This is a genomic window from Massilia haematophila, from assembly GCF_042647645.1.
GTDB classification, from domain to species: domain Bacteria; phylum Pseudomonadota; class Gammaproteobacteria; order Burkholderiales; family Burkholderiaceae_D; genus Telluria; species Telluria haematophila.
Map to the genome: position 1 here is coordinate 3,900,596 of NZ_JBHRVV010000001.1, position 21,006 is coordinate 3,921,601.

Genomic DNA, 21,006 nt, shown 5'->3' on the forward strand with positions numbered 1-21,006 from the left:
TTATCCGGCTTTCCTGGCGCGTGCGCCCTTGTCGTATTTTTTCAGGACTGCCTGGTGCAGCGCGGTGAGCGCCGGCAGCTTGGGGTTGCGCGGATCGAGCCGGCGCACCGCCCCCAGGTGGACCAGGGCCTGCTGGCCCAGCTTCTCGTCCCAGCCGGTGTGTTCCAGGCAGCGCAGCAGCGCCAGCGCGGCATTGAAGGCCACCTGCGGATTGCCCGGCATGCGCTGGGCCGCTTCCTGCATCAGGGTGACGGCGCCGTGGTAGTCGCCGCTCCTGGCGCGCTCGGCGCCGCCGGCGACCAGGTCGACCACGTGCTGGCGCGCTTCCTGGGCGAGCGTCGCGCCCAGTTCGGCCTGGCCGGCCTGGGCCATCACGCTCATCGCGCGGTCCATGCTCGAGGCGTCGCTGGCGTTGCGCATCACCTCGCGCACGATGCTGGCGGCGCCCTCGGCCATGTCGTGGTCGAGGCAGCTGCGCGCCAGCTCGAGTTTCAGGTCGGCCGACATCGCCGGGATGTCGCGGCTGGCGGCCACCGCCGCGTTCAGCGCCTCCGCCAGGCGCTCGCCGTTGCCGGTGTATTCGTGCAGCAGGGCCGAGGAGATCGCGCTGCAGGCATCGGCGTGCTGGCGTCCGCCCATCGAACGGTCCAGTTCGCGGATCACGGCGGCGGCAGCCACCGGATCGCCCCTTTTGACCAGGGTGCGCACCAGTTTCACGTGGTCCTCGGGGTCGCGGAACTCGGAATACTTGGCCTTCGCCACCACCTGCTTGAACGCCTTTTCGGCGGTGTCGCTGTCGCCGGCTTCGAAGGCGACTTCGCCCAGCGTGCGCAGGCGCCGCACGGCGTGCGGCGACACCGCCACCGCCTTGGCCAGCACCGCCTGCGACCGGTCCAGCTCGCCCATCGCGGCATGGGTGCGCGCCAGCCAGTCGTAGGCGTCGACGAAGTTGCTGTTGGCCTGCACCAGCTCGGTGAGCAGGGTCTCGGCCTGGTCGTACTGCTCGCGCAGGTAGAGGGTCTTGGCCAGGCCCAGGCGCGCCCAGGCGATGGCGCGGGTTTCGGACAGGCGCCGGTAGATCGGCTCGGCCTGTCCGGCTTCGCCGAGGAACAGGTGCAGTTCGGCGCGCAGGCGCAGGAAGTCGACCGCGTAGCGGGGGTGCGCCGCCTCGCCCTCGATGCAGGCCTGGATCGCCTCGTGCTGGGCGCCCGCTTCCATCAGCCGGTACACCGGCAGCAGCACGTTGCGCCGCTCCAGCGCGCGCGCAATGCGTTCCAGCAGGCGGTCGGCGGTGAAGGGCTTCAGGATGTAGTCGGTCGGGGCCAGCTCGGCGGCGCTGACGACCTTGCCGTAGTCGCCCTCGGCGGTCACCATGAAGAACATGGTCGAGAGCGCGATCAGCTTGTGGTGGCGCAGGTCTTCCAGCAACTGCTGGCCATCCTGGCCGCCCTCCAGGTCGTATTCGCACAGCACCAGGTCGAAGGCCTTGAGGCCGAGCTGCTTGACGGCCTGGTTGGCGCTGCTGGCATGGTCGATGCGGGTCAGGCCGCACATGGTGAGCATGCCGTGGATGTTCGCCCGCATCCCGGCATGCGGCTCGATGAGCAGTGCGGTCAGACCGTCGAGTTCGTTCATGGCGATTTTTTTCCGTGGGCCGCAAGGGCAGCCTGCCTGCCGGCGGCTACGTTGGCCGCTGCTCGGTCCAGTATATTACGGCGAGGAAAAAAATTTACTTAAATTGAATAGCAGGCTTGCACAAAAGCAGCGCGCCGATGGGGAAAAGCGACAGACGGGTTTTGGAGCGTCGCTCGCTAGAAGCTGGCGCCGGCCTGGCGCAGCGGCGGCGCGGCACCCGCGCAGGCCGCGCGCGCCGCTTCGGTGACGACGTTCTGGTAACGCACTTCGTAGCGCCCCGCCGCCAACTGGTCGATCGTCAGGGTGGCATGCGCCTCGACATAGGCGTGGCGCACGTTCGAGCGGCGGTCGAGGTCGTAGATCTTGACGAATACCGGCGCCTCGTTGGCGCCGTTGTCGACCACCACGGACATCTCCTTGCCCAGGTTGCCGACCGGGTAGCCGGCGATGTAGCCGGAATCGGCCGGCCAGGGTTCGCCGTTCGGCGCGGCCGGGGTCGCCATGTCGGTGGCGCACTCGGGTTTGCGGGGCGGGACCACCAATTGGGTGACGGCCAGTGCCTTGACCTGGCCGGCCGGCGTGCGGGCGCCGTCGAGGCCGGCCCAGACGTCGGGCTCGGCATCCTGCACCGGCGTCGGCGTCTCGGTTTTCGCGGCGGCCTTGCCGTTGAAGGCCAGCGCGGCCGGCAGGATCTTCGGCGGCTGGAGCAGGAGCACCGCGGCCGCCGCGCCTACCGTCACGCCGCCGAGGATGCCCAGCCACCACTTCGGGTCGCGCAGCAGGCTCGGACGCGGCAGGGCCGGCGCCGGCGGCGCTTCCCAGCCGCTTTCGCCGCGCGGGCGTGCGCCCTCCTCGCCGCTGCTTTCCAGCCACTCGACTTCCCACTCCTCGGCCGCGATCCACTCGTCGTGCTCCTTGCGGCGCACCGGATCGGACAGGGTGTTGTAGGCGGTGTTAACGATCGCCATGATGCGGGCGGCCTTTTCGTCGCCCGGATTCTTGTCGGGGTGATACTTCTGGCTCAACGCCTTGTAGGCCGCACGAATGACTTCCTGCGGCGCTCCGCGCGCCACCTTCAGGTTGTCATAATGGGTGTGGATCTTGGCCATGGTTCGTGTCAGCGGGAGTCGCTCATTCTGGCGCCTGTCTCTTTCCGGACGGTAGCCGATCCCGCGAGCCCGTCGAGCGGTGCAATCGGTACAGCATAGCCGGGTTTGTATCCACAGCGCAAGATGTCAATCTTATAAGCGATGACTGCGATCCGCGCGCACGATTGCCTCCGGCAACTCGACATCCCGTCCTACCACCAGCACCTTGAACAGCTCGCCCATCTCGGCCGGGGACAGCAGCTTTTGCACCGCCTTCGACTGCGGCAGGTAGCGCAGCGCGTCTTCCGGGTCCGTGCGCAGGAGCAGTTCGCCGATGCCGCAGCCGAGCAGGAAGCTGGCCTGGTTCATGTAGCCCAGCACCTCCAGCCCGGCGTCCTGGGCGGCCAGGGCCATCGCCGTGAAGTCGACGTGGGCGGTGATGTCCTGCAGGCCCGGCAGGTAAAACGGTTCGGGATGCGCATGGTGGCGGTAGTGGCACATCAGGGTGCCGCCCACGCGCTGGTCGACATAATATTCATGGGCCGGGAAGCCGTAGTCGAACAGGAAGGCGGCGCCTTTTCCGCCATTTTCGCCGTCGAACATCCGCGCCAGCGAAGCCATGAAGCCGCAGGCGACCGGGTGGAGCTCGGTCAGGTAGCCCTCGGGCAGCGCATCCGCAGCGGGAACCTGGCGCGCCAGCTGTTCAAGCAGCGCCGCATCGAGTTCCTCTTGCACGTAGGCGAAGCGGCCATCCTCGACAGTCACCATCTGGCGCCGCCAGCCGTCCGCGGTTTTCACCACCAGTTCGATCGGCATGGCGTCGAGCACCTCGTTGGCCAGCACCACGCCGCTGTACGCTTCCGGAAAGCCGTCGAGCCAGCGCACCTGCGGGAAGTCCTTCAATGCTTCCTGCTGGCGCGCCCGCAATTCTCCCGACAGTTCGATGATGGTATAGCTGTCGACCTGCACGCCCTGCTGCGCCAGCGCGGTCAGGACGTCGCGCGCCAGCTTGCCGGTACCGGCGCCGAATTCGATGATGTTGGGCGCGCTTTGGGCGATAATAGCGGCTGCCGCGCGCGCCAGCGCTTGCCCGAACAGGGGCGTGATCTCGGGCGCGGTGGTAAAGTCGCCGTCGCTGCCCAGCTTGGCCGCGCCGCCGCTGTAATAGCCGAGCCGGGGCGCATACAGCGCCAGCTCCATGAAGCGCGAAAACGCAATTGCGCCGCCCTGTTGTTCGATTTCGGCGGCAATCAATTGCTGCAAGGCGTGGGACGCGGCCAGCGCGTCGCTGTCGGGAAGGGGTAGGGACATCCCGGCATTGTAGCCAGATCGGCAGGGATCAACAATTTCAGGCAACCCACATTCTGTTATGACGCAAGACACATCGCCGCATGACACGCCACGCGTCGCGCTCGTCACCGGCGCCGGACGCCGCATCGGCCGCGCGATCGCGCTCGGCCTGGCGCAGGCCGGCTGGGACGTCGCGGTCCATTACCGCCATTCCGAACGCGAGGCCGACGAGACCGCGCAGGCCATCCGCGCGCTGGGCCGGCGCGCCGCCCTGCTCGCCTGCGACCTCGCCGACGAAGCGGCGGTGCGCGCCCTGCCCGGCCGCGCAGCCGAGGCCCTCGGCCGCGTGACTTGCATCGTCAACAACGCTTCGTTGTTCGAATACGACAACGCGACCACGTTTTCTCCGGCGCTGTTAATTGCGCACATGAGCGCGAACCTGGCCGCGCCCCTGCTGCTGGCCCAGGCCCTGCACGCGGCCACGCCGGAAAACAGCCAGGCGGCAGTGATCAACCTGCTGGACCAGAAACTGTACAATCTCAACCCGGATTTTTTGTCGTACACGCTGTCGAAGGCCGCGCTCGATACGGCCACGAAGATGCTGGCCCAGGCGCTGGCGCCGCAGCTGCGCATCGTCGGCGTGGCGCCCGGCATTACCATGGTGTCGGGCGACCAGAGCGAGGAAGGTTTCCAGCAGGCGCACACGGTGACGCCGCTGGGACGCTCCTCGACGCCGCAGGATATTGCCGATGCCGTCGTGTATGCGGCCTCGGCGCGCGCGCTCACCGGCACCACGCTGGTGGTCGACGGCGGCCAGCACCTGGTGCCGCTGGCGCGCGACGTGATGTTCCTTACCAAATAACTTATTAAGGCTTGTTATGCTGTCCGCCCTGTCCCACCCGAGCTTGCGCGATTGCCGCCGGCTGTTCCTGCGCAATTACGAAGTGATGATCAACATCGGCGTCCACGACTTCGAGAAGAAGGGCGAACAGCGCGTGCTGATCAACGTCGACCTCTACATCCCGCTGGCCGAATCGACCCCGAAGGCCGACCAGCTCGACGAAGTGGTCGACTACGATTTCATGCGCGAGACCATCGCGCGCCGCATGGCGCAAGGCCACGTGCACCTGCAGGAAACCCTGTGCGACGACGTCGTGCGCGCCATGCTGGCGCACCCGCGCGTGCGCGCGGCCTGCGTGTCGACGATGAAGCCGGACGTGTATCCCGACTGCGAAGGCGTCGGCGTGGAAGTATTCCAGATCAAGGATCAAGCATGAGTGCAGTAATGAACGAGGTCTCCGCAGAAGCAACGGACGCCAAAAAATTGGAAAAGATCGCGCACGAGAACAACAAGCTGCACAAGCGCTTGTGCCGCCTGGTGGGCCAGGCGATCGGCGACTTCAACATGATCGAAGATGGCGACAAGGTGATGGTCTGCCTGTCAGGCGGCAAGGACAGCTATGCCCTGCTCGACATCCTGATGACCCTGCGCGAGCGCGCGCCGATCCATTTCGACATCGTCGCGGTGAACCTCGACCAGAAGCAGCCGAACTTCCCGGCCGAGGTGCTGCCGGCCTACCTCGATAAACTGGGTATTCCGTACCACATCGAGAACCAGGACACCTACAGCATCGTCAAGCGCCTGATTCCGGAGGGTAAAACCACCTGCTCGCTCTGTTCCAGGCTGCGGCGCGGCATCCTGTACCGCGTCGCCGACGAACTCGGCTGCAACAAGATCGCGCTCGGCCACCACCGCGACGACATCCTCGAGACCTTCTTCCTGAACATGTTCTTCGGCGCGAAGATCAAGGGCATGCCGGCGAAGCTGGTGTCGGACGACGGCAAGCACATGGTGATTCGCCCGCTGGCCTACGTGAAGGAAGCGGATACCGAGCGCTATGCGGAAGTAAAAGGCTTCCCGATCATCCCGTGCGATTTGTGCGGATCCCAGGAAAACCTGCAGCGCAAGCAGATCAAGGCCATGCTGCGCGACTGGGAAAAGAAGCACCCGGGCCGCGTGGAAAACATCTTCTCGTCGCTCACGACAGTCGTCCCTTCGCACCTGATGGACCGCGACCTGTTCGGCTTTGTCGAACTGAAGACCGACGGCGTGCCGAACCCGAACGGCGACATCGCCTTCGACGAAGAGCCGTGCTCGACGCCGGCAAGCAATACGATTTCGCTGACCCAGCTCTAATCTAGCTCAGAGCGCGCTGGCGCGAAGCAAGCAGCGCGCCGATGAATAAGGCCAGCGCAGAAAACACCAACCCGCGCTGCAAGCCGCCGGGGCCGTCGGCGATCCAGCCGATCACCGACGGGCCGACGATCTGGCCCAGTGCGAACACGGTGGTAAAGGCGCTGATGCCGGACGACCACGCGTGCTGCGGCAGGTTGTGGCGCACCAGGGCGGTGGTCGAGGCCACCACCGACAAGAAAATCCCGCCGAACAGCAGGCCCGAGACGAACATCAGCGCCGGCGCGGCCGTCAGGGCCGGCAGGATCGTCGCCACGCCCAATAAGGCGTTCAGGATGGCCAGCGACTGGCCGCCCTTGAAGCGGTCCAGCATGCGCGCCCAGATCCGCGACGAGGCCATTACGGCCAGGCCCAGCGCCGTATAGAACAGCGTGACGGTGGCGCCATCCATCCCCTGCTCGCGCAGCAGGGCGATCACGAAGGTCATGTAACCGATATAGCCGACGCCAAACATCAGGTAGCCCAGCAAACCGAAGGCGAAGGCACGGGCCTTGAAGCCGCCCTGCCCGTTCGCGCTGGAGGCGGCGCCGTCGACCTGGCGCGCCGGCAGCGCCATCGCCAGCGTCGCCAGCAGGCACAGCGTCCCGAGCGCGATCCAGGCCCATTGCCAGCCGTGCGCCGCGCCGTGGGCGGCAGCGGCGTCGAGGACCAGCGGCACCAGCACGGCGGAGGCGGCGATCCCCAGGCCCGTGCCGCCGTAATACATCCCGAGCAGCAGGCCCGAACGCTCCGGGTGCAGCAGGCCCAGGCGCGCCGCCAGCAGGCCGCCCGAAATGAAGATGAAGGCGCTCGCGATGCCGGCCAGCACGCGCTGGCCGATCAGCAGGTCGGCATCGATCACGAAACCGGACAGCATCATGAACAGGCCGGCCAGCACCGCCCCGCCGACCAGGGCGGCATGGGCGCCGAAGCGGCGCATCAGGGCGGGCGTCATCAGGGCGCCAATAAAATAGCCCAGGGCATTCCCGGTGTTCATCGCGCCGGACAGGAAGTAGGACCAGTCCAGGTCGGCGCGCATGGGCGGCAGCAGCAGCGCATACGAGAAGCGCGTCAGCCCCAGCGAGATGGCGGCGCCGAGCGACAGGGCGAATGCGGTGAGAAACGGGCGCCGCTCGGCCAGGGATCGCAGGCCCGGCAGGGTGGCCGGCGCGGCTTTCGCATGATTGTCCATCCCCTGCCCCTAGGGAAGCACTGATTTATTCATGGCGGCGAACGCGCTGGCGCATAGTTTCAGGCCGCATGTGCGCCCGGTGTGGAGGACGATCGTCGGCGCGCTGGCAGGTAGATGAGCGGTCACGGAGCTTCCTTGCGATGGCTGGTAACCTGTAGTTTACGTCAAGCCTTAACATTGTGATACTTTTGCATTCGGGCCCGCCGGGCCATCCGCCGCTACCTGACGAAAGACCACGATGCCCCTGCTGCCACGCCTGTCCGCCGCCTTTGCCCTCGTCCTCGCTATGCTCACGCCCTGCGCCGCCCTCGCCGATCCCGCCATGGTCTACCTCGTGCGCCACGGCGAGAAGGAAACGGTGGGCAAGGACCCTGCCTTGAGCGCGGAGGGCCTGCAGCGCGCCCGCAACATCGCCACGATGCTGGGCAAGGCCGGCATCCGCCACGTCTTCGCCACCCCGACCGTGCGCACCAGGCAGACCGCGCAGCCGCTGGCCGACCGCAACGGGCTGCAGGTCGAACTCTACGATCCGCGCACGCCGCAGGCGCTGGTGGCGAAGGTGAAGGGTCTATCCGGGCCGGTGCTGGTGGTCGGGCATTCGAACACGCTGCCGGAACTGGTGCGGCTGTTCGGAGGACAGGCGGGGGCCGAGATTACCGATAACGAGTTCGATCGGGTGTACCAGCTGATTCCGGGGGCGGATGGGGGCATGATGACGGTGGTGTTCACGTCGCTGCCGGAGACCGGCGCGGCGCCGTAGGGTGGGTTCTCGAACCCACCGGTTTGGAACGGATGATGAATCGAAACGGATGGTTCGACTGCTCACGCAGTCAACCGCGTGGGTTCGAGAACCCACCCTACGAAAAACTGAATCAAGCGTTTCGATGGTTCAACCGTGCCAGACCGCGTGGGCACGTAATTGAGGCCATTGGCCTCAATTACCCCACCCTACAAAAACAACGGCCGGGGATTCCCGGCCGTTCTTTTTTTTACGGCGCCACGTTCGTGCGCAGCACCGGATACAGGTTCAGGCGCTCGTCCCAGGATGCGTGACGGCGCGCGAAGAATTCCAGGCGGGCATGGGCGCTCTTGGCGAAGGCCGGGTCGGTGTCGATGCGGCGCTGGAATTCGGCGGCGATCGCCGGGTCGGCCGCCATCTGCTCGCGCGCCACGTCCTCGGCGACGTATTCCTCCATGTATTCCTTGGCTTCGAAGGCATTGTTGAACATGCCCCAGGCCAGCAGCGAGTCCGGCGCCTGCGGTTCCAGGATCGCCATCACCAGGCGTGCCTTGGGCTGGGCGATCGGCACGAACAGGGCGCCGCGGCCGACGCTGCGCGGCTCGCTCTTCCAGCTGCCCTCGAGCGTCAGGCGCTGGTGGGATTCGAGGGACTTGGCGCCGAAGGTGACCTTGTCGGCGCGGAAGGTCTCGGTCTCGACACGGTCGATCGCCTTGTCCAGCTTGCGGAAAGCGATGCCGTGCTGGGTCAGCTTGGCGGCCACCATCGCCGCATGCGCGGCCGGGACGATGTAGCCGGCGCGCGGCGCCGCCACCTCCAGGTCGGCCACGACTTCGTCGCGCAGCGGCACGCGCCATACCTGGGGCTTGGTCTCGTCGTAGCGCGTCATCAGGATGCCCGAGACATCCGACGGGGTGCGCGTGTATGCGTAACCGTTGAAGTCGACCATCTTCGATTTGTCGGTGGTTCTATAGGTCAGCGCCACCGGCGTGCCCGCAAGCTTCGCGGCGCGCGCGTCGGCCGCGGCGGCGGCCTGCTGCCAGGCCTTGCCGTGTTTCGCCACTTGCTCGAGCACCGAGACGAAGCTGTTGTGGGTGATGCGCACGCGGGTCGGGTAATCCTTCCACGAGTGGGTCTCGACCAGCATCGCCATGCGGTTACGCAGCGGGAAGTAGCCGGTCGAGAAGCGCGGGTCCGATACGCCGTCGACAAAGCCCGACATCGGGTCGTCGGTCTTGGCGAACGACATGTAGTAGGACTGCGGGCTCGAGCCCTGTTTGGCAAGGTCGGCGATCACGTTGTCGCGCAGCGCCAGGCCGGCCTTGCGGAAGTCCGGGTCGGCCGAATACACCGGCTCGACCTGGATCGAGACGTCGTGCTGGAACTTGGCGCCGTCGGTCACGTGCAGGTCGACGTAGGTCAGCGGGTCCCAGGCGTTCACCAGCGTGAGCATGGCCTGCATCTCGGGCGCGTCGGCCTTCACGTAGTCGCGGTTCAGGTTGAAGTTCTGGGCGGTGGTGCGCCAGCCCATCTCGACCGGGCCGCGCTGGTTCGGGCGGTTCCACTTCTGGAAGCGCTCGTGGCCGTCGACGTTGAAGACCGGGACGAACAACAGCACCTGCCTGTCCAGCGCGCCGGGCGCCAGGCGGCCCGCCAGCATCTCGCGCAGGGCCAGGAAGCCGGCGTCCTTGCCGTCGATCTCGCCGGCGTGGATGCCGCCCTGGATCAGCGTGACCGGCAGGCCCTTCTTCGCCGCCGCCTGCGGCGTAAAGGCGCCCGTTTTGGTGACGACCAGCGCCAGCATCGGACGGTCTTCCGGCGTGCGACCGAACTCGATGCATTTCACGTCTTTCGGATAGGCCTTCTGGAATTCGCCGCACAGCTTGATGACTTCGTCGTAGCGGCCGGTGGCCTGGAAGCCCGAACGCTCGGACACGGTGGTCAAATCGGGCGCGGCATGGGACAGGGGGGCGGCGGCAAGCAGCGCAAGCAGTAACGCAGAACGAATCATCGATGAAGCTCCGGCAGTTGGGAAAGAGGCAAAGCGGAAAATTATAGTCGGGTTTGCGCGGCGGCAGACCAACAAAAAAAGCGCCACCCGAAGGTGGCGCTCCTGCTATCTATCGACCAGCCGGCGATCAGCGCGGACGGGAGTAGATCTTCAGTTCCGACACGTGCTTGCGCACCAGGGTCCGCGGCTGCGCCAGCGACATCGCGACTGCCGAAGGCTGGACCGGGCAGGCGCCGGTTTCGCGGTGCTTCAGCGCGGTGGCCAGCAGGGCTTCGTTGCGGTCGCCCAGCTCGCGGGTCAGGTCATCGGCCACGGCGCAGGTCGGCGCGAAGCCTTGTGCGTAGTCGCCGACGCCCTTCGCGTTCACGCCCTTGAACTCGATCGAGAAGTAGGTCGTACCGCAGTTCGGCACCGGAGTGAAGCCATACGGCTTGCCGCAGGTCTGGCTACCGACGATGTCGACCTGGACGTCGACGCCGCGCAGCGCGTTGATCACCGCTTCGCTCGCCGAGCAGGTGCCGTCGGTGGTCAGGATCGTTACGCGCGGCAGGCTCAGGGTCGGCAATGCGGTGCCGCGGGCAACCTTGTTCGGCGCCTCGAAGCCTTCCGCGGTCGACTTGAACAGGACCGTGTCCGCTGCGTCCGGAATGACCTTGTTGTTGTACTGCAGGCGCTCGAAGACCTTGCCGGTCGAATTCGGACCCGCCACCATGTAGGCCAGCTCGGCCGCCATGTACAGCAGGCCGCCGCCGTTGTAACGCATGTCGATCACCAGGTCGTTGACGTTCTGGCTCTTCAGCGTGCTGAAGGCATCGATCAGCTGGCGCTCGGCAACCGCGGTGTGGTTGTCGAAGGTCAGGTAACCGACGCGGCGGCCACCGGCGATGTCGAAGGTCTTCACGTTCTTGACCGGGGTGGCCTTCACGTCCTGCGCGGTCAGCGTCACGGGGACCGAGATGCCGGCGCGGGTGACGGTGAAGCTGTGCTGCTCGCCCGCGTTGGCCGGGAACAGGCCGGCATTGATCTTGGCGACCGAGGCTTCGTCGGTGGCGTTCACGAAGTCGACGCCATCGACCATGGTCAGGCGGTCGCCGCGGCGCAGGCCTTGCAGCGCGGCCGGGGAACCCGGTTCGACGGTCGTCGCGCGCCAGTCGCGCGGCGCGGTCGGGCCGCTGCTCGACCAGGTGACGCCGTAACCCATCTCGATGCCTTCGGTGCTCAGCTTGTCCCACTCGGCCGAATCGTAGGTGAAGTGGAAGCGGTCCTTCGGCATGCCCGGCGCGATTTCCTGCGGCGTCTTGAGCTTGTCGAAGTAGGCCACCGGATCGGTGAAGTCGGCCATCTTGAAGTCGGTCGGGATCTCGTCATACCACAGGTAGTACATGTGCGACCAGGCGCGCAGGAAGGTCAGCTCGTCGCGCAGGGTGCCCTGCTTGTCCGGATAAGCCTGGCCGGTGTACGGATCGATGCCGGTGCGCGGCGTCTCGCAGCGGTTCAGGTAAACGAAGGGATCGCCGAGCGTGGCCAGGTCCGGATCCGGCTGCTTGTTCGGATCGGTCGGCGTCGGCGTTGGCGTCGGCGTCGGCACGGGCGTCGGCGTCGGCGTCGGCGCGGGCGTCGGATTGCCCGCAATCGGGCCGCTGCCGCTACCGCCGCCACCGCCACCACCGCCGCAGGCGGCAAGCGCGGATGCGGCCACGACGGCGGCGCAGATCAAGCGGAGCGAAGTGGTCATCTGACCCTTGGAAGTAGTTGGCGTCTTCATGGTATTAGTTAAATAAAGGACAATTATGTCAAGCAAGAGTATGACAAGCTCGTCGGTTTGAGAAGACCCGCACGATTGCAATTATTAAATTTTTTTTTGATAAGTTCTGATTCGTGAGCGCAAAAAAACGCCGGGGCCGGCGCAAAGCCAGTCCCGGCGCGGGAGATGCCGGACAAGACGGCGTCAGGCGGCGCGCGTCACGCCTCCCGGGGTGTGGAAAGCAGACAACAGCTTCGCTTCTTTTTCCTTCGCCGCCTTCAGGTGGCGCGCCTTCACGTGGCCGTAGCCGCGGATGTCTTCCGGAATGCTGGCGATCGCGACCGCCTGCGCCAGGCTCTCGCTCGTCAGCTTCGGCAGCAGGCCCGCCACCGTGTCGCGGTACTGCTTGACGAGCGCACGCTCCATCTTGCGCTCCTCGGTATAGCCGAACACGTCGAACGGGGTGCCCCGCAGGCCCTTCAGCTTGGCCAGCACGCCGAAGGCGCTCATCATCCACGAACCGTATTCCTTCTTCATGGCGCGGCCTTCCTTGTCGTGCTTGGCCATCAGCGGCGGCGCCAGGTGGAATTTCAGCTTGATGTCGCCTTCGAACATGTTGGCGATCTTTTCGCGGAATGCCGGATCGGTATGCAGGCGCGCGACCTCGTACTCGTCCTTGTAGGCCATCAGCTTGTAGTAGTAGCGCGCGACCGCTTCCGTCAGGCGGGTGCCCTTGCCCAGCTTTGCCTCTTCGGCACGGACCTGGTCGACAAACGTCTTGTACTGCGCGGCGTAGGCGGCGTTCTGGTAGGCGGTGAGCAGCTCGACGCGGCGGTTGATCAATTCGTCGAGGGTCTGGGCGCGCTTGAACTCGACCACCTTGGCGGGCGTCGCCAGCTTCGTCACCGAGGCCAGGTCGTGCGCGGCGGTGCGGCCCCAGTTGAAGGCGGCCTTGTTGAACGGGACCGACACGCCGTTCAGTTCGATCGCCTTGATCAACGACGATTCCAGCAGCGGCACGTGCCCCTTCTGGAAGGCATAGCCGAGCATGAACATGTTGGTCGCGATCGCGTCGCCCATCAGCGCGGTGGCGATGCGGCCGGCGTCGAGGAAGTCGACATTGCCCTCGCCGCAGGCCTGCACGATGGCGCCGCGCGAACCCTCGGCCGGGAACTGCCAGTCCGGGTTCTTGACAAAAGCCGCCGTCGTGGCGCCAGTGCCGTTCACGGCGGCCCAGGTACGCCCTTCTCCCATGCGCGACAGGGCGTCGCGGCTGGCGGTGACGATCTGGTCGCAGCCGATCACGAGATCGGCGCTGCCGGTGCCGACACGGGTCGAGTGCAGGTCCGATTGATGCTGGGCCAGGCGCACGTGCGACATCACCGGGCCGCCCTTCTGGGCCAGGCCGGACTGGTCGAGCACGATCGCACCCTTGCCTTCGACGTGGGCCGCCATCGCCAGGATCTGGCCGACGGTCACCACGCCGGTGCCGCCGATGCCGGCGACCAGGATGCCGAAAGGCGCATCGATCGCCGGGATCGCGGGCGAAGGCAGCACCGGCAAGGCGTTATCGGTCGCAGCCGCGGCTTTCTTCGGCTTCTTCAGGCCGCCGCCCTCCACCGTGACGAAGCTCGGGCAGAAGCCGGAGACGCACGAGAAGTCCTTGTTGCACGAGGACTGGTTGATCTGGCGCTTGCGGCCCAGTTCCGTTTCCAGCGGCTCGACCGACAGGCAGTTCGACTGCACCGAGCAGTCGCCGCAGCCTTCGCAGACGGCCTCGTTGATCACCGCGCGCTTGGCCGGGTCGGGGAATTCGCCTTTTTTCCTGCGGCGGCGCTTCTCGGAGGCGCAGGTCTGGTCGTAGATCACGGCCGACACGCCCGGCATCTCGCGCAGTTCCTTCTGCACGTCCATCAGCTCGGAGCGGTGGCGCACGGTGACGCCCTCGGCCCAGGCGTAGTCGCTCGGGTATTTATCGGGTTCGTCGGTGACGACGATGATCGGCTTCACGCCTTCGGCGGCGATCTGGCGCGTGATCATGCCCGGATCGAGCGGGCCGTCGACGTTCTGGCCGCCGGTCATCGCGACCGCGTCGTTGTAGAGAATCTTGTAGGTGATGTTCACCTTGGCCGCCACCGCGGCGCGGATCGCCAGGATGCCCGAGTGGAAGTAGGTGCCGTCGCCCAGGTTCACGAACACGTGCTTCTCGCTGGTGAACGGTGCCTGGCCGATCCAGGTCGTGCCTTCCGCGCCCATGTGGGTGAAGGTCGAGGTTTCGCGGTCCATCCACAGCACCATGTAGTGGCAGCCGATGCCGGCCATCGCGCGCGAGCCTTCCGGCACCTTCGTCGAGCTGTTGTGCGGGCAGCCCGAGCAGAAGTACGGGATGCGGTCGGTGTCCGGATTGGCCTTGGCCGGGATATTCTTGAGCACCAGCTCCTTCGCTTCGAGGAAGGCGATGCGTTCCTTGACGCGCTCGGCCACCGGGTGGCCCGCGCAGTAGTGCGAGATGCGCGAAGCGATGGCGCGCGCGATCTGGGCCGGGTTCAGTTCATACGTGGCCGGCAGCAGCCAGTCGCCGTGGCCGGTGCGGTTCTTGTTGTGCCACTCGCCGGTGTCGTCGAACTTGCCGACCACGCGCGGACGCTCGCCGTCGGGCAGGTTATAGAGTTCTTCCTTCAGCGCGTATTCCATCACCTGGCGCTTTTCCTCGACCACCAGGATCTCGTCCAGTCCGCGCGCGAACTCGTGCACGCCTTCGGATTCGAGCGGCCAGGTCATGCCGACCTTGTACAGGCGCAGGCCGATGTCGCGCGCCGCCTGCTCGTCGATGCCGAGATCGGCCAGCGCCTGGCGCGTGTCGACATAGCTTTTGCCGGCAGTGATGATGCCGATCTTCGGCTGCGGGCTGTCCCAGATGATTTTATTGAGCTTGTTGGCGCGCGCGTAGGCCAGCGCGGCGTACCACTTGTAGTTGCTCATCCGGACTTCCTGGTCCAGCACGGCGTCCGGCCAGCGGATGTTCAGGCCGCCTTCGGGCAGCTCGAAATCGGTGGGGGTGACGATCTGGACGCGGTCCGGGTCGAGGTCGACCACGGCGCCGGACTCGATGATGTCGGTGACGCACTTCATCGACACCCACAGGCCGGTGTAGCGGCTCATGGCCCAGGCGTGCAGGCCGAAGTCGATGTATTCCTGGACCGAGGACGGGTACAGCACCGGGATGCCGCAGTGGGTCAGGATGTGATCCGACTGGTGCGCGGTGGACGAGGATTTCGCCGCATGGTCGTCGCCGGCCAGCACCAGCACGCCGCCGTTCTTGGCGGAACCGGCGTTGTTGCCGTGCTTGAAAACGTCGCCGCAGCGGTCCACGCCCGGCCCCTTGCCGTACCACATGGCAAACACGCCGTCGTAGTTGGCGTCCTTGTACAGGTTGGTTTGCTGGGTGCCCCAGACAGCGGTCGCGGCCAGGTCCTCGTTCATGCCCGGGTGGAATTTCACATGGTGGGCTTCGAGGTGCTTGCGCGCCTTCATCGCGGTCTGGTCGACGGCGGTGACGGGAGAGCCGCGGTAGCCGGTGATGTAGCCGGCGGTGTTCAGGCCGGCTTTCAGGTCGCGTTCGCGCTGCAGCATCGGCAGGCGGATCAGCGCCTGGGTGCCGGTCATGAAGGCGCGGCCGCGCTCGAGCGTCCACTTGTCGTCGAGCGTGATCTCGTGCTCCGGCTGGGATGGTTGCAGCTGGGAACGGTCCAGGGGTGCGTTCATTGATGTCTCCGTTGTGTTGAGCCGGACGCAAGACGGCGGGCCGCGCCGCCCTTCTGGGGCAGCGTTTCCGCACTATCTATACAGATATGTCTTGTCGTCCTAGGGTGTCGGCGCCTTGTTGTTATTGGTTGCGCCACGACGGAGATGTCTCCTCCGCGATTTGCGACAGTATAGTCTTGTGCCCTCGGCATTAAATACCAATCAATTCCCCACGATGAGGCAATTGCGCAATAAAATTGCGGTTCCAAACCGTAGCAAGGAAATTCATGTCAAAAATCGAGCTGGATAAAACCGACCGCAAAATCCTGGAAATCCTGCAGGCCGATGGCCGCCTGTCGAACCAGGACGTGGCCGAGCGGGTGAACCTGTCGCCCTCGCCCTGCCTGCGGCGTATCAAGCGGCTGGAGGAAGCCGGCGTCATCCGTCAATACGTGGCCCTGGTCGACCCCGACAAGATCGGACTGGGGCTGCTGGCCTATGTCAACGTGCGCCTGGAAAAGCACAGCGAAGGCCCGGCCAACTCGCGCGTGCCGGCGACCTCGCCGCGTTTCGAGTTCGCGCAGGCGGTGGCGACCTGGCCGGAAGTGGTGGCCTGCTATGCGATGACGGGGGAGATGGATTTCCTGCTGCGCGTGCATGTGGAAGACATGGACCACTTCTCGCGCTTCATGATGGCGACCCTGCTGCGCCATCCGTCGGTGCTGGACGTGAAGTCGAGCTTTGCGTTGCAGCGGATCAAGGAAACGACGGCGCTGCCGATCGACGCGCCGGCGGCGCGGTGATCGGGGGGCGTAGGGTGGGCTCTTGAGCCCACGCGGTACGACTTATGAATATCGACAAGTCCCCCGGTAGGGTAAGGAAGAGAGCGCTTCGCGAGGCTTATCGGCAGACCAGCAGCTCTACCGCGTGGGCACAAGTGCCCACCCTACAACGGCAAAACCCTATTTGCTGCGCTTCTTCGGCGTGAACCACTTCACCGCCGCCCGCGCATTCGCCTTCACCGTGTAATCGATCACGGCAAACTGCTCCTCCAGCGCTTCGCGCATCACGCTGCCCGGGCTGGGCGGCGGCAGGTGCAGGTAGGCGTCCGCTTCCCCATACTCGCGCTTGATCTCCATCCCGGCCTTCTTGGCGATGTGCATCATGGTGCGGTTGCTCGACAGGCACTGCATATACAAGGTGTCGATGTCGGAGTTGCGGCAGTGGATTGATGCGCGCTGGAACAGGCGCGTGCCGACGCCCTGCCCGCGGGCCGACTTCGAGACCGAGACGCCGAATTCGGCCACCCGCTTCTTGGTGGTCGTGCCGGCGCGGCCCTTCTCGGCAGGCGCGAAGGCCAGGTGGCCGACGCCGACCAGCTGGAATACGTGGCTGAACACGCCGAACACGATGTCGCGCGAAAAATCGATCTTGTTCACGTAGACGTGGATCTGCTCGTCCGGCAGGACCGTGCCGAAGCGCAGCAGGCGGTCGCCCTCGTCGAGCGCGAGGAAATGCTTGAGCATGCGCCGGCGGTCGCGCTTGCCCAGTGCCTTGACCAGCACCGCCGGACGGTCGGTCTTGCCGGCCAGGCTGGCCAGCCAGTGGGTAAACGGATTATCGGGCATACGGAGTCGGGATCGGGTTCAGCGGTTCGTTATTGTGCAGCGCAGCATGCGGATATTGTAGCGGATTACGCTCAGCTTGCCGGGCTCGTGCCGCCGTGCGCGCCCTTGTCGGGATCGGGCGCGCCCCACTGCGCGTTCGGGCTGATGATGAAGGTGCCCTTGCCGGCCTGCTTGGCCGCATACATTGCCTTGTCGGCATCGGCCAGCAAGGCAGCCGCGCCCCATTCGGCGCCGGCGCGGCCGCGCGCGCTGGCGATGCCGATGCTGGCCGAGATCGAGACCGGGTTGCCGTCGGCCTCGACGATGCCCTCGATCTGCTCGAGCACCAGCTTGGCGATGCGCAGCGCGCCTTCGGGCATGTTCACGCCCTCGAGCATGATGACGAATTCGTCGCCGCCCAGGCGCGCCAGCACGTCCTCCGCGCGCAAGACCTTTTGCACGCGGCGCGCCACCAGCTGCAGCACCAGGTCGCCGGTGGCGTGGCCCCAGGTGTCGTTCACGCCCTTGAAGCCGTCGAGGTCGATGAACATGGTCGAGACCACGGTGTCGCGGCGCGCGGCGCGCACCAGCGCCAGTTCCAGCAGGCGGGTCAGCTGCCCGTAGTTGACCAGCCCGGTCAGGCTGTCGTGCTGGGCCAGGCGCGCCAGCTTCTTCGACTGCTCTTCCAGCTCGGCGGTGCGCTCGGCCACGCGGTGTTCGAGCGTGTCGTTGGCCGCCTTCAGGCGGTGGTTGACGTCGTTGATGATGCGGTAGCTGCGGCGCAGGCGCCAGCCCGCATACGCGAGCAAGGCCAGCAGCAGGATCGAATAGGCGAACAGGAAGCCGCGGTAGCGCTGGCGCTCGAGCACCTCGGCCTGGAACGAACGGTCGAACTCGCGGCCCAGCAGCGCCATCATCTCGCCCGTGCCGAGCGCGGCGATCTGGGCCTCGACCTCGTTCTCGCGCGGCCGGTTGGCCAGGACGATGCGGGTATCGCGCGCCAGTGCGTCGATCTGGTCCATCACCGCCTGCGAAAAGCGCGACTTCTGGTCCTCGATCTGGGCCAGGTTGCTCTCGATGCGGCGCGCCAGCGCCGGCGACGGCGCCAGGTTGTAGCGCAGCGTATCGGCCAGCAGGTCGTTCAGCAGCGCATCCAGGCGCACCACCAGGCGCCCCGGCGCCAGCGCACCCTCGATGCCGCCGAGTTCGGTCTTGAGGTCGGCCAGCGCGGGCGGCAACGTCTGCAGGGCCGTGCGCAAGGGCGTGTTCAGGGCGCGGAACTCGTTCACCAGGTCGGCCTTCATGCGCAGCGCTCCGGCCAGCTCCGTATGGGCCTGGCGCGCGCCGCGTCCGCGCGTCATCGGCAGCGCTTCTTCCAGGCGGTCCATCAGCTGGCGCATCTGCGTGACCGGCGCGGCCAGGCGCGCATCGGCCATGCCGTTGCCGATATGGGCCCGCAGCAGGTTCGCGTCCCACTCGGCATCGAGCTGCTGCAGCTCGTGCAGGTCGAACATCACGCGGTTCTGGTTGTCGACATCGACCCCGGTAGTGCGCGTGTACAGGACCGCCAGCAAGGCGATCAGGACCAGCGCCGCGGCGCCGATCAATTGCAGCCGCCGTCGCGGATGCAAGGCTTCCACACGACGCACCCACCCCGCAAACAAGCTGTCCGACCAACGTAACAATCTACTCATAGTTGCAGGAGCATATCAAAACGGCGGCGGCAGTCGCGCACGTGGTATTTACGACAACTAACCGGGTCCGTGCGGGGGCTGCGCTTGCGCCTTCCAGCGCTCGACGGCGTCGATGCGGGCAGCGAGCACTGCCTCCGGAATCTTCGCCTTGTCGCCGCCGCAACCGGCCGCGATGGCGCCCGCGTCGACGCCGCGCGCCACCTCGAGCGCGGCCAGCAGCCAGGCGCGCAGTGCTGCCGCGCCGGCCGCATCGCCGTCCTCGACAGCGTGGCATTCGGCGGCCAGCAGCATCTCGGCGAAGCGTTCGGGTTTGCGCAAGGCGTCGCAGCGTCCGAACAGGGCGACCAGCGCGGCGGCATCAAACGTCGGGGCGGCGCCGACAGCGCCTTGCTCGCGCGCCGTCATCAGGGCCAGGTCGCGGCAATCGTTGGGCACCTTCAGGCGCTTGCACAGCGCGGCGATCGCATCGAGGCCGCCGCGCCCGGCCGCGTCGTCCCTGCCGGGTTCGCGCATCAGCGCCGCGAAGCGCACCGCCAGCGTGTGGCCGCACGCCGCCGCGCGGTCGAGTACCCGCATCGTGCGGACACCGTTGTCCGCTTCAAGCTGTTGCAACTGCGGCCGGGATTGGTCCCACAGCGCGTCGACCTCGGGCATGATGCGCGCCAGGGCGCCGCAGTCGCGCAGCACGGCGAACATGCGCGAGGGACACCGCTCCATCAGGCCACGCGACAGTTCCTGCCATACCCGCTCCGGCACCAGCGCATCGACCTCGCCCGCCTCGACCATGCTGCGCATCAGGGCGTTCGTGTCGTCGGCCACGCGGAAGTCGGCGAAGCGCGCGGCGAAGCGCGCCACGCGCAGGATGCGCACCGGGTCTTCGGCGAATGCGCTCGATACGTGGCGGAACAGGCGCGCGTCCAGGTCCTGCTGCCCGCCGTAGGGGTCATGGATGCTGCCGTCGTCGGCACGCGCCATGGCGTTGATGGTCAAATCTCGCCGCACCAGGTCGTCTTCCAGGGTGACGTCGGGAGAAGTATGGAACACGAAGCCGTGGTAGCCGGGCGCGGTCTTGCGCTCGGTGCGCGCCAGGGCATATTCCTCCTGCGTCTCGGGATGCAGGAACACCGGGAAATCCTTGCCGACCGGGCGGAAGCCGGCGGCGACCATGTCATCCGGGGTAGCGCCGACCACGACGTGGTCGCGGTCCTGCACCGGCAGGCCGAGCAGCTCGTCGCGCACGGCGCCGCCGACAACATACGTCTTCATCTTCATCGTGTGCGTCAACCCTGCGGCAGGTCCGCGTCGTGCAGCGGGGTCGGGTCGGTTTCGCGCATCGCCTCGTTCACCCAGCGCGCCACCGCCGGGTGGGCCAGCACGCGGTCGCAGTAGGCCTGCAGCGCCGGCGCCAGCGCCACGCCATAGGTTTTAAAGCGGGTGACCACCGGGGCATAGAAGGCGTCGGCGATCGAGAAGTCGCCGAACAGGAATGCGCGGTGGCCGAAGCGCGCCAGGCACTCTTCCCAGATCTCGCAGATGCGGCCGATGTCGGCCTGGGCGCCGGGCGTGCGGCCGCGGCCCGGCAGGCTGGCCTGGATGTTCATCGACATGTCGTTGCGCAGGGCCTGGAAGCCCGAATGCATCTCGGCCACGACGGAACGCGCCAGGGCGCGCGCGACCACGTCCTGCGGCCACATGTGCTTGTCGGGGAACTGCTCGGCCAGGTATTCGCAGATGGCGAGGCTGTCCCAGATCGTCATCTCGCCGGCCAGCAGCACCGGCACCCGGCCCGCGTGCGAGTAGCGCGCGATGTTGGCGGCGGTGTCGGGCTGGTCGAGCAGCAGGCGCACTTCGGTGAACGGAATGTTGAATGCGACCGCGGCGACCCAGGGCCGCATCGACCACGAGGAGATGTTCTTGTTGCCGATGACGAGGGTGAGGCCGGGCTTGCGCGCCTGCGCAAGGGTGTTCGAGAGGGTCGGGTCGAGTTCCGTGGTCTGCATGACGTTCCTGGCGATGGATGAGAGGTCAA

16 protein-coding genes are annotated in these 21,006 nt (G+C 66.5%); 5 read left to right on the forward strand and 11 right to left on the reverse strand.

Annotation, left to right across the window (positions count from 1 at the left end; genetic code table 11):
* The 3 genes from ACFOPH_RS17260 to ACFOPH_RS17270 all read right to left on the reverse strand — a co-directional run bounded on the left by ACFOPH_RS17260 (position 1) and on the right by ACFOPH_RS17270 (position 4,034).
* A complete protein-coding gene (locus tag ACFOPH_RS17260; RefSeq protein ID WP_379736609.1) occupies positions 1–1,635 on the reverse strand; it encodes a tetratricopeptide repeat protein in 1,635 nt (544 codons plus the stop codon).
* Between the two features lie 176 nt (positions 1,636–1,811).
* The gene (locus ACFOPH_RS17265; protein ID WP_379736611.1) at positions 1,812–2,744 is read right to left on the reverse strand and encodes a J domain-containing protein; all 933 of its coding nucleotides are present in this window, start codon (positions 2,742–2,744) and stop codon (positions 1,812–1,814) included.
* Between the two features lie 132 nt (positions 2,745–2,876).
* Positions 2,877–4,034 carry a class I SAM-dependent methyltransferase gene (locus ACFOPH_RS17270; RefSeq protein ID WP_379736613.1) on the reverse strand — a complete coding sequence of 386 codons (1,158 nt, stop codon included), beginning with the start codon at positions 4,032–4,034 and terminating at the stop codon, positions 2,877–2,879.
* 58 nt (positions 4,035–4,092) lie between these two features.
* Here ACFOPH_RS17270 and ACFOPH_RS17275 point away from each other — a divergent pair, with 58 nt between their 5' ends.
* The 3 genes from ACFOPH_RS17275 to ttcA are packed head-to-tail and all read left to right on the forward strand — an operon-like array spanning position 4,093 to position 6,210.
* On the forward strand, positions 4,093–4,875 hold the full coding sequence (locus ACFOPH_RS17275; RefSeq protein ID WP_379736615.1) for an SDR family oxidoreductase: 783 nt from the start codon (positions 4,093–4,095) through the stop codon (positions 4,873–4,875).
* Between the two features lie 16 nt (positions 4,876–4,891).
* Entirely contained in the window at positions 4,892–5,290 is a 399-nt protein-coding gene (locus tag ACFOPH_RS17280; protein WP_312550614.1) for a dihydroneopterin aldolase, read from the forward strand.
* Positions 5,287–6,210 carry a tRNA 2-thiocytidine(32) synthetase TtcA gene (ttcA, locus tag ACFOPH_RS17285; RefSeq protein WP_312550613.1) on the forward strand — a complete coding sequence of 308 codons (924 nt, stop codon included), beginning with the start codon at positions 5,287–5,289 and terminating at the stop codon, positions 6,208–6,210. Before ACFOPH_RS17280 ends, ttcA begins: the two co-directional genes overlap by 4 nt.
* Position 6,211: 1 nt before the next feature.
* Here the strand turns inward: ttcA and ACFOPH_RS17290 are convergent, their stop codons facing one another.
* Positions 6,212–7,438, reverse strand: coding sequence for a YbfB/YjiJ family MFS transporter (locus ACFOPH_RS17290; protein ID WP_312550612.1), 1,227 nt, complete (start codon positions 7,436–7,438; stop codon positions 6,212–6,214).
* Between the two features lie 238 nt (positions 7,439–7,676).
* Between ACFOPH_RS17290 and ACFOPH_RS17295 the strand changes: the two genes are divergently transcribed.
* Positions 7,677–8,198 (forward strand): SixA phosphatase family protein, encoded by a 522-nt coding sequence (locus ACFOPH_RS17295; protein WP_379736618.1) that lies wholly within the window; start codon positions 7,677–7,679, stop codon positions 8,196–8,198.
* A 229-nt stretch (positions 8,199–8,427) separates the two neighbouring features.
* On the opposite strand, the gene ACFOPH_RS17300 is transcribed toward ACFOPH_RS17295, so the two are convergent.
* From ACFOPH_RS17300 to ACFOPH_RS17310, 3 genes are all read right to left on the reverse strand, one after another.
* The gene (locus tag ACFOPH_RS17300; protein WP_379736620.1) at positions 8,428–10,188 is read right to left on the reverse strand and encodes a M14 family metallopeptidase; all 1,761 of its coding nucleotides are present in this window, start codon (positions 10,186–10,188) and stop codon (positions 8,428–8,430) included.
* Between the two features lie 127 nt (positions 10,189–10,315).
* Positions 10,316–11,923: a S41 family peptidase gene (locus tag ACFOPH_RS17305; protein WP_379736622.1), complete on the reverse strand. Its 1,608-nt coding sequence runs from the start codon at positions 11,921–11,923 to the stop codon at positions 10,316–10,318.
* Positions 11,924–12,136: 213 nt separating this feature from the next.
* Complete coding sequence (locus ACFOPH_RS17310; RefSeq protein WP_312550608.1) at positions 12,137–15,697, reverse strand: indolepyruvate ferredoxin oxidoreductase family protein; 3,561 nt, start codon at positions 15,695–15,697, stop codon at positions 12,137–12,139.
* Positions 15,698–15,963: 266 nt separating this feature from the next.
* On the opposite strand from ACFOPH_RS17310, the gene ACFOPH_RS17315 reads away from it, so the two are divergent.
* On the forward strand, positions 15,964–16,479 hold the full coding sequence (locus ACFOPH_RS17315) for an Lrp/AsnC family transcriptional regulator (protein WP_312550607.1): 516 nt from the start codon (positions 15,964–15,966) through the stop codon (positions 16,477–16,479).
* A gap of 159 nt (positions 16,480–16,638) precedes the next feature.
* Here ACFOPH_RS17315 and ACFOPH_RS17320 read toward each other — a convergent pair whose 3' ends face one another.
* The 4 genes from ACFOPH_RS17320 to ACFOPH_RS17335 form a co-directional block, all read right to left on the reverse strand.
* Complete coding sequence (locus ACFOPH_RS17320; RefSeq protein WP_312550606.1) at positions 16,639–17,304, reverse strand: GNAT family N-acetyltransferase; 666 nt, start codon at positions 17,302–17,304, stop codon at positions 16,639–16,641.
* Between the two features lie 71 nt (positions 17,305–17,375).
* A complete protein-coding gene (locus tag ACFOPH_RS17325) occupies positions 17,376–18,923 on the reverse strand; it encodes a diguanylate cyclase (protein ID WP_312550605.1) in 1,548 nt (515 codons plus the stop codon).
* Between the two features lie 111 nt (positions 18,924–19,034).
* Positions 19,035–20,243, reverse strand: a complete 1,209-nt coding sequence (locus ACFOPH_RS17330) for a multifunctional CCA addition/repair protein (protein WP_312550604.1) — start codon at positions 20,241–20,243, stop codon at positions 19,035–19,037.
* A 14-nt stretch (positions 20,244–20,257) separates the two neighbouring features.
* The gene (locus ACFOPH_RS17335) at positions 20,258–20,977 is read right to left on the reverse strand and encodes a glutathione S-transferase family protein (protein WP_312550603.1); all 720 of its coding nucleotides are present in this window, start codon (positions 20,975–20,977) and stop codon (positions 20,258–20,260) included.
* Between the last annotated feature and the right edge of the window lie 29 nt (positions 20,978–21,006).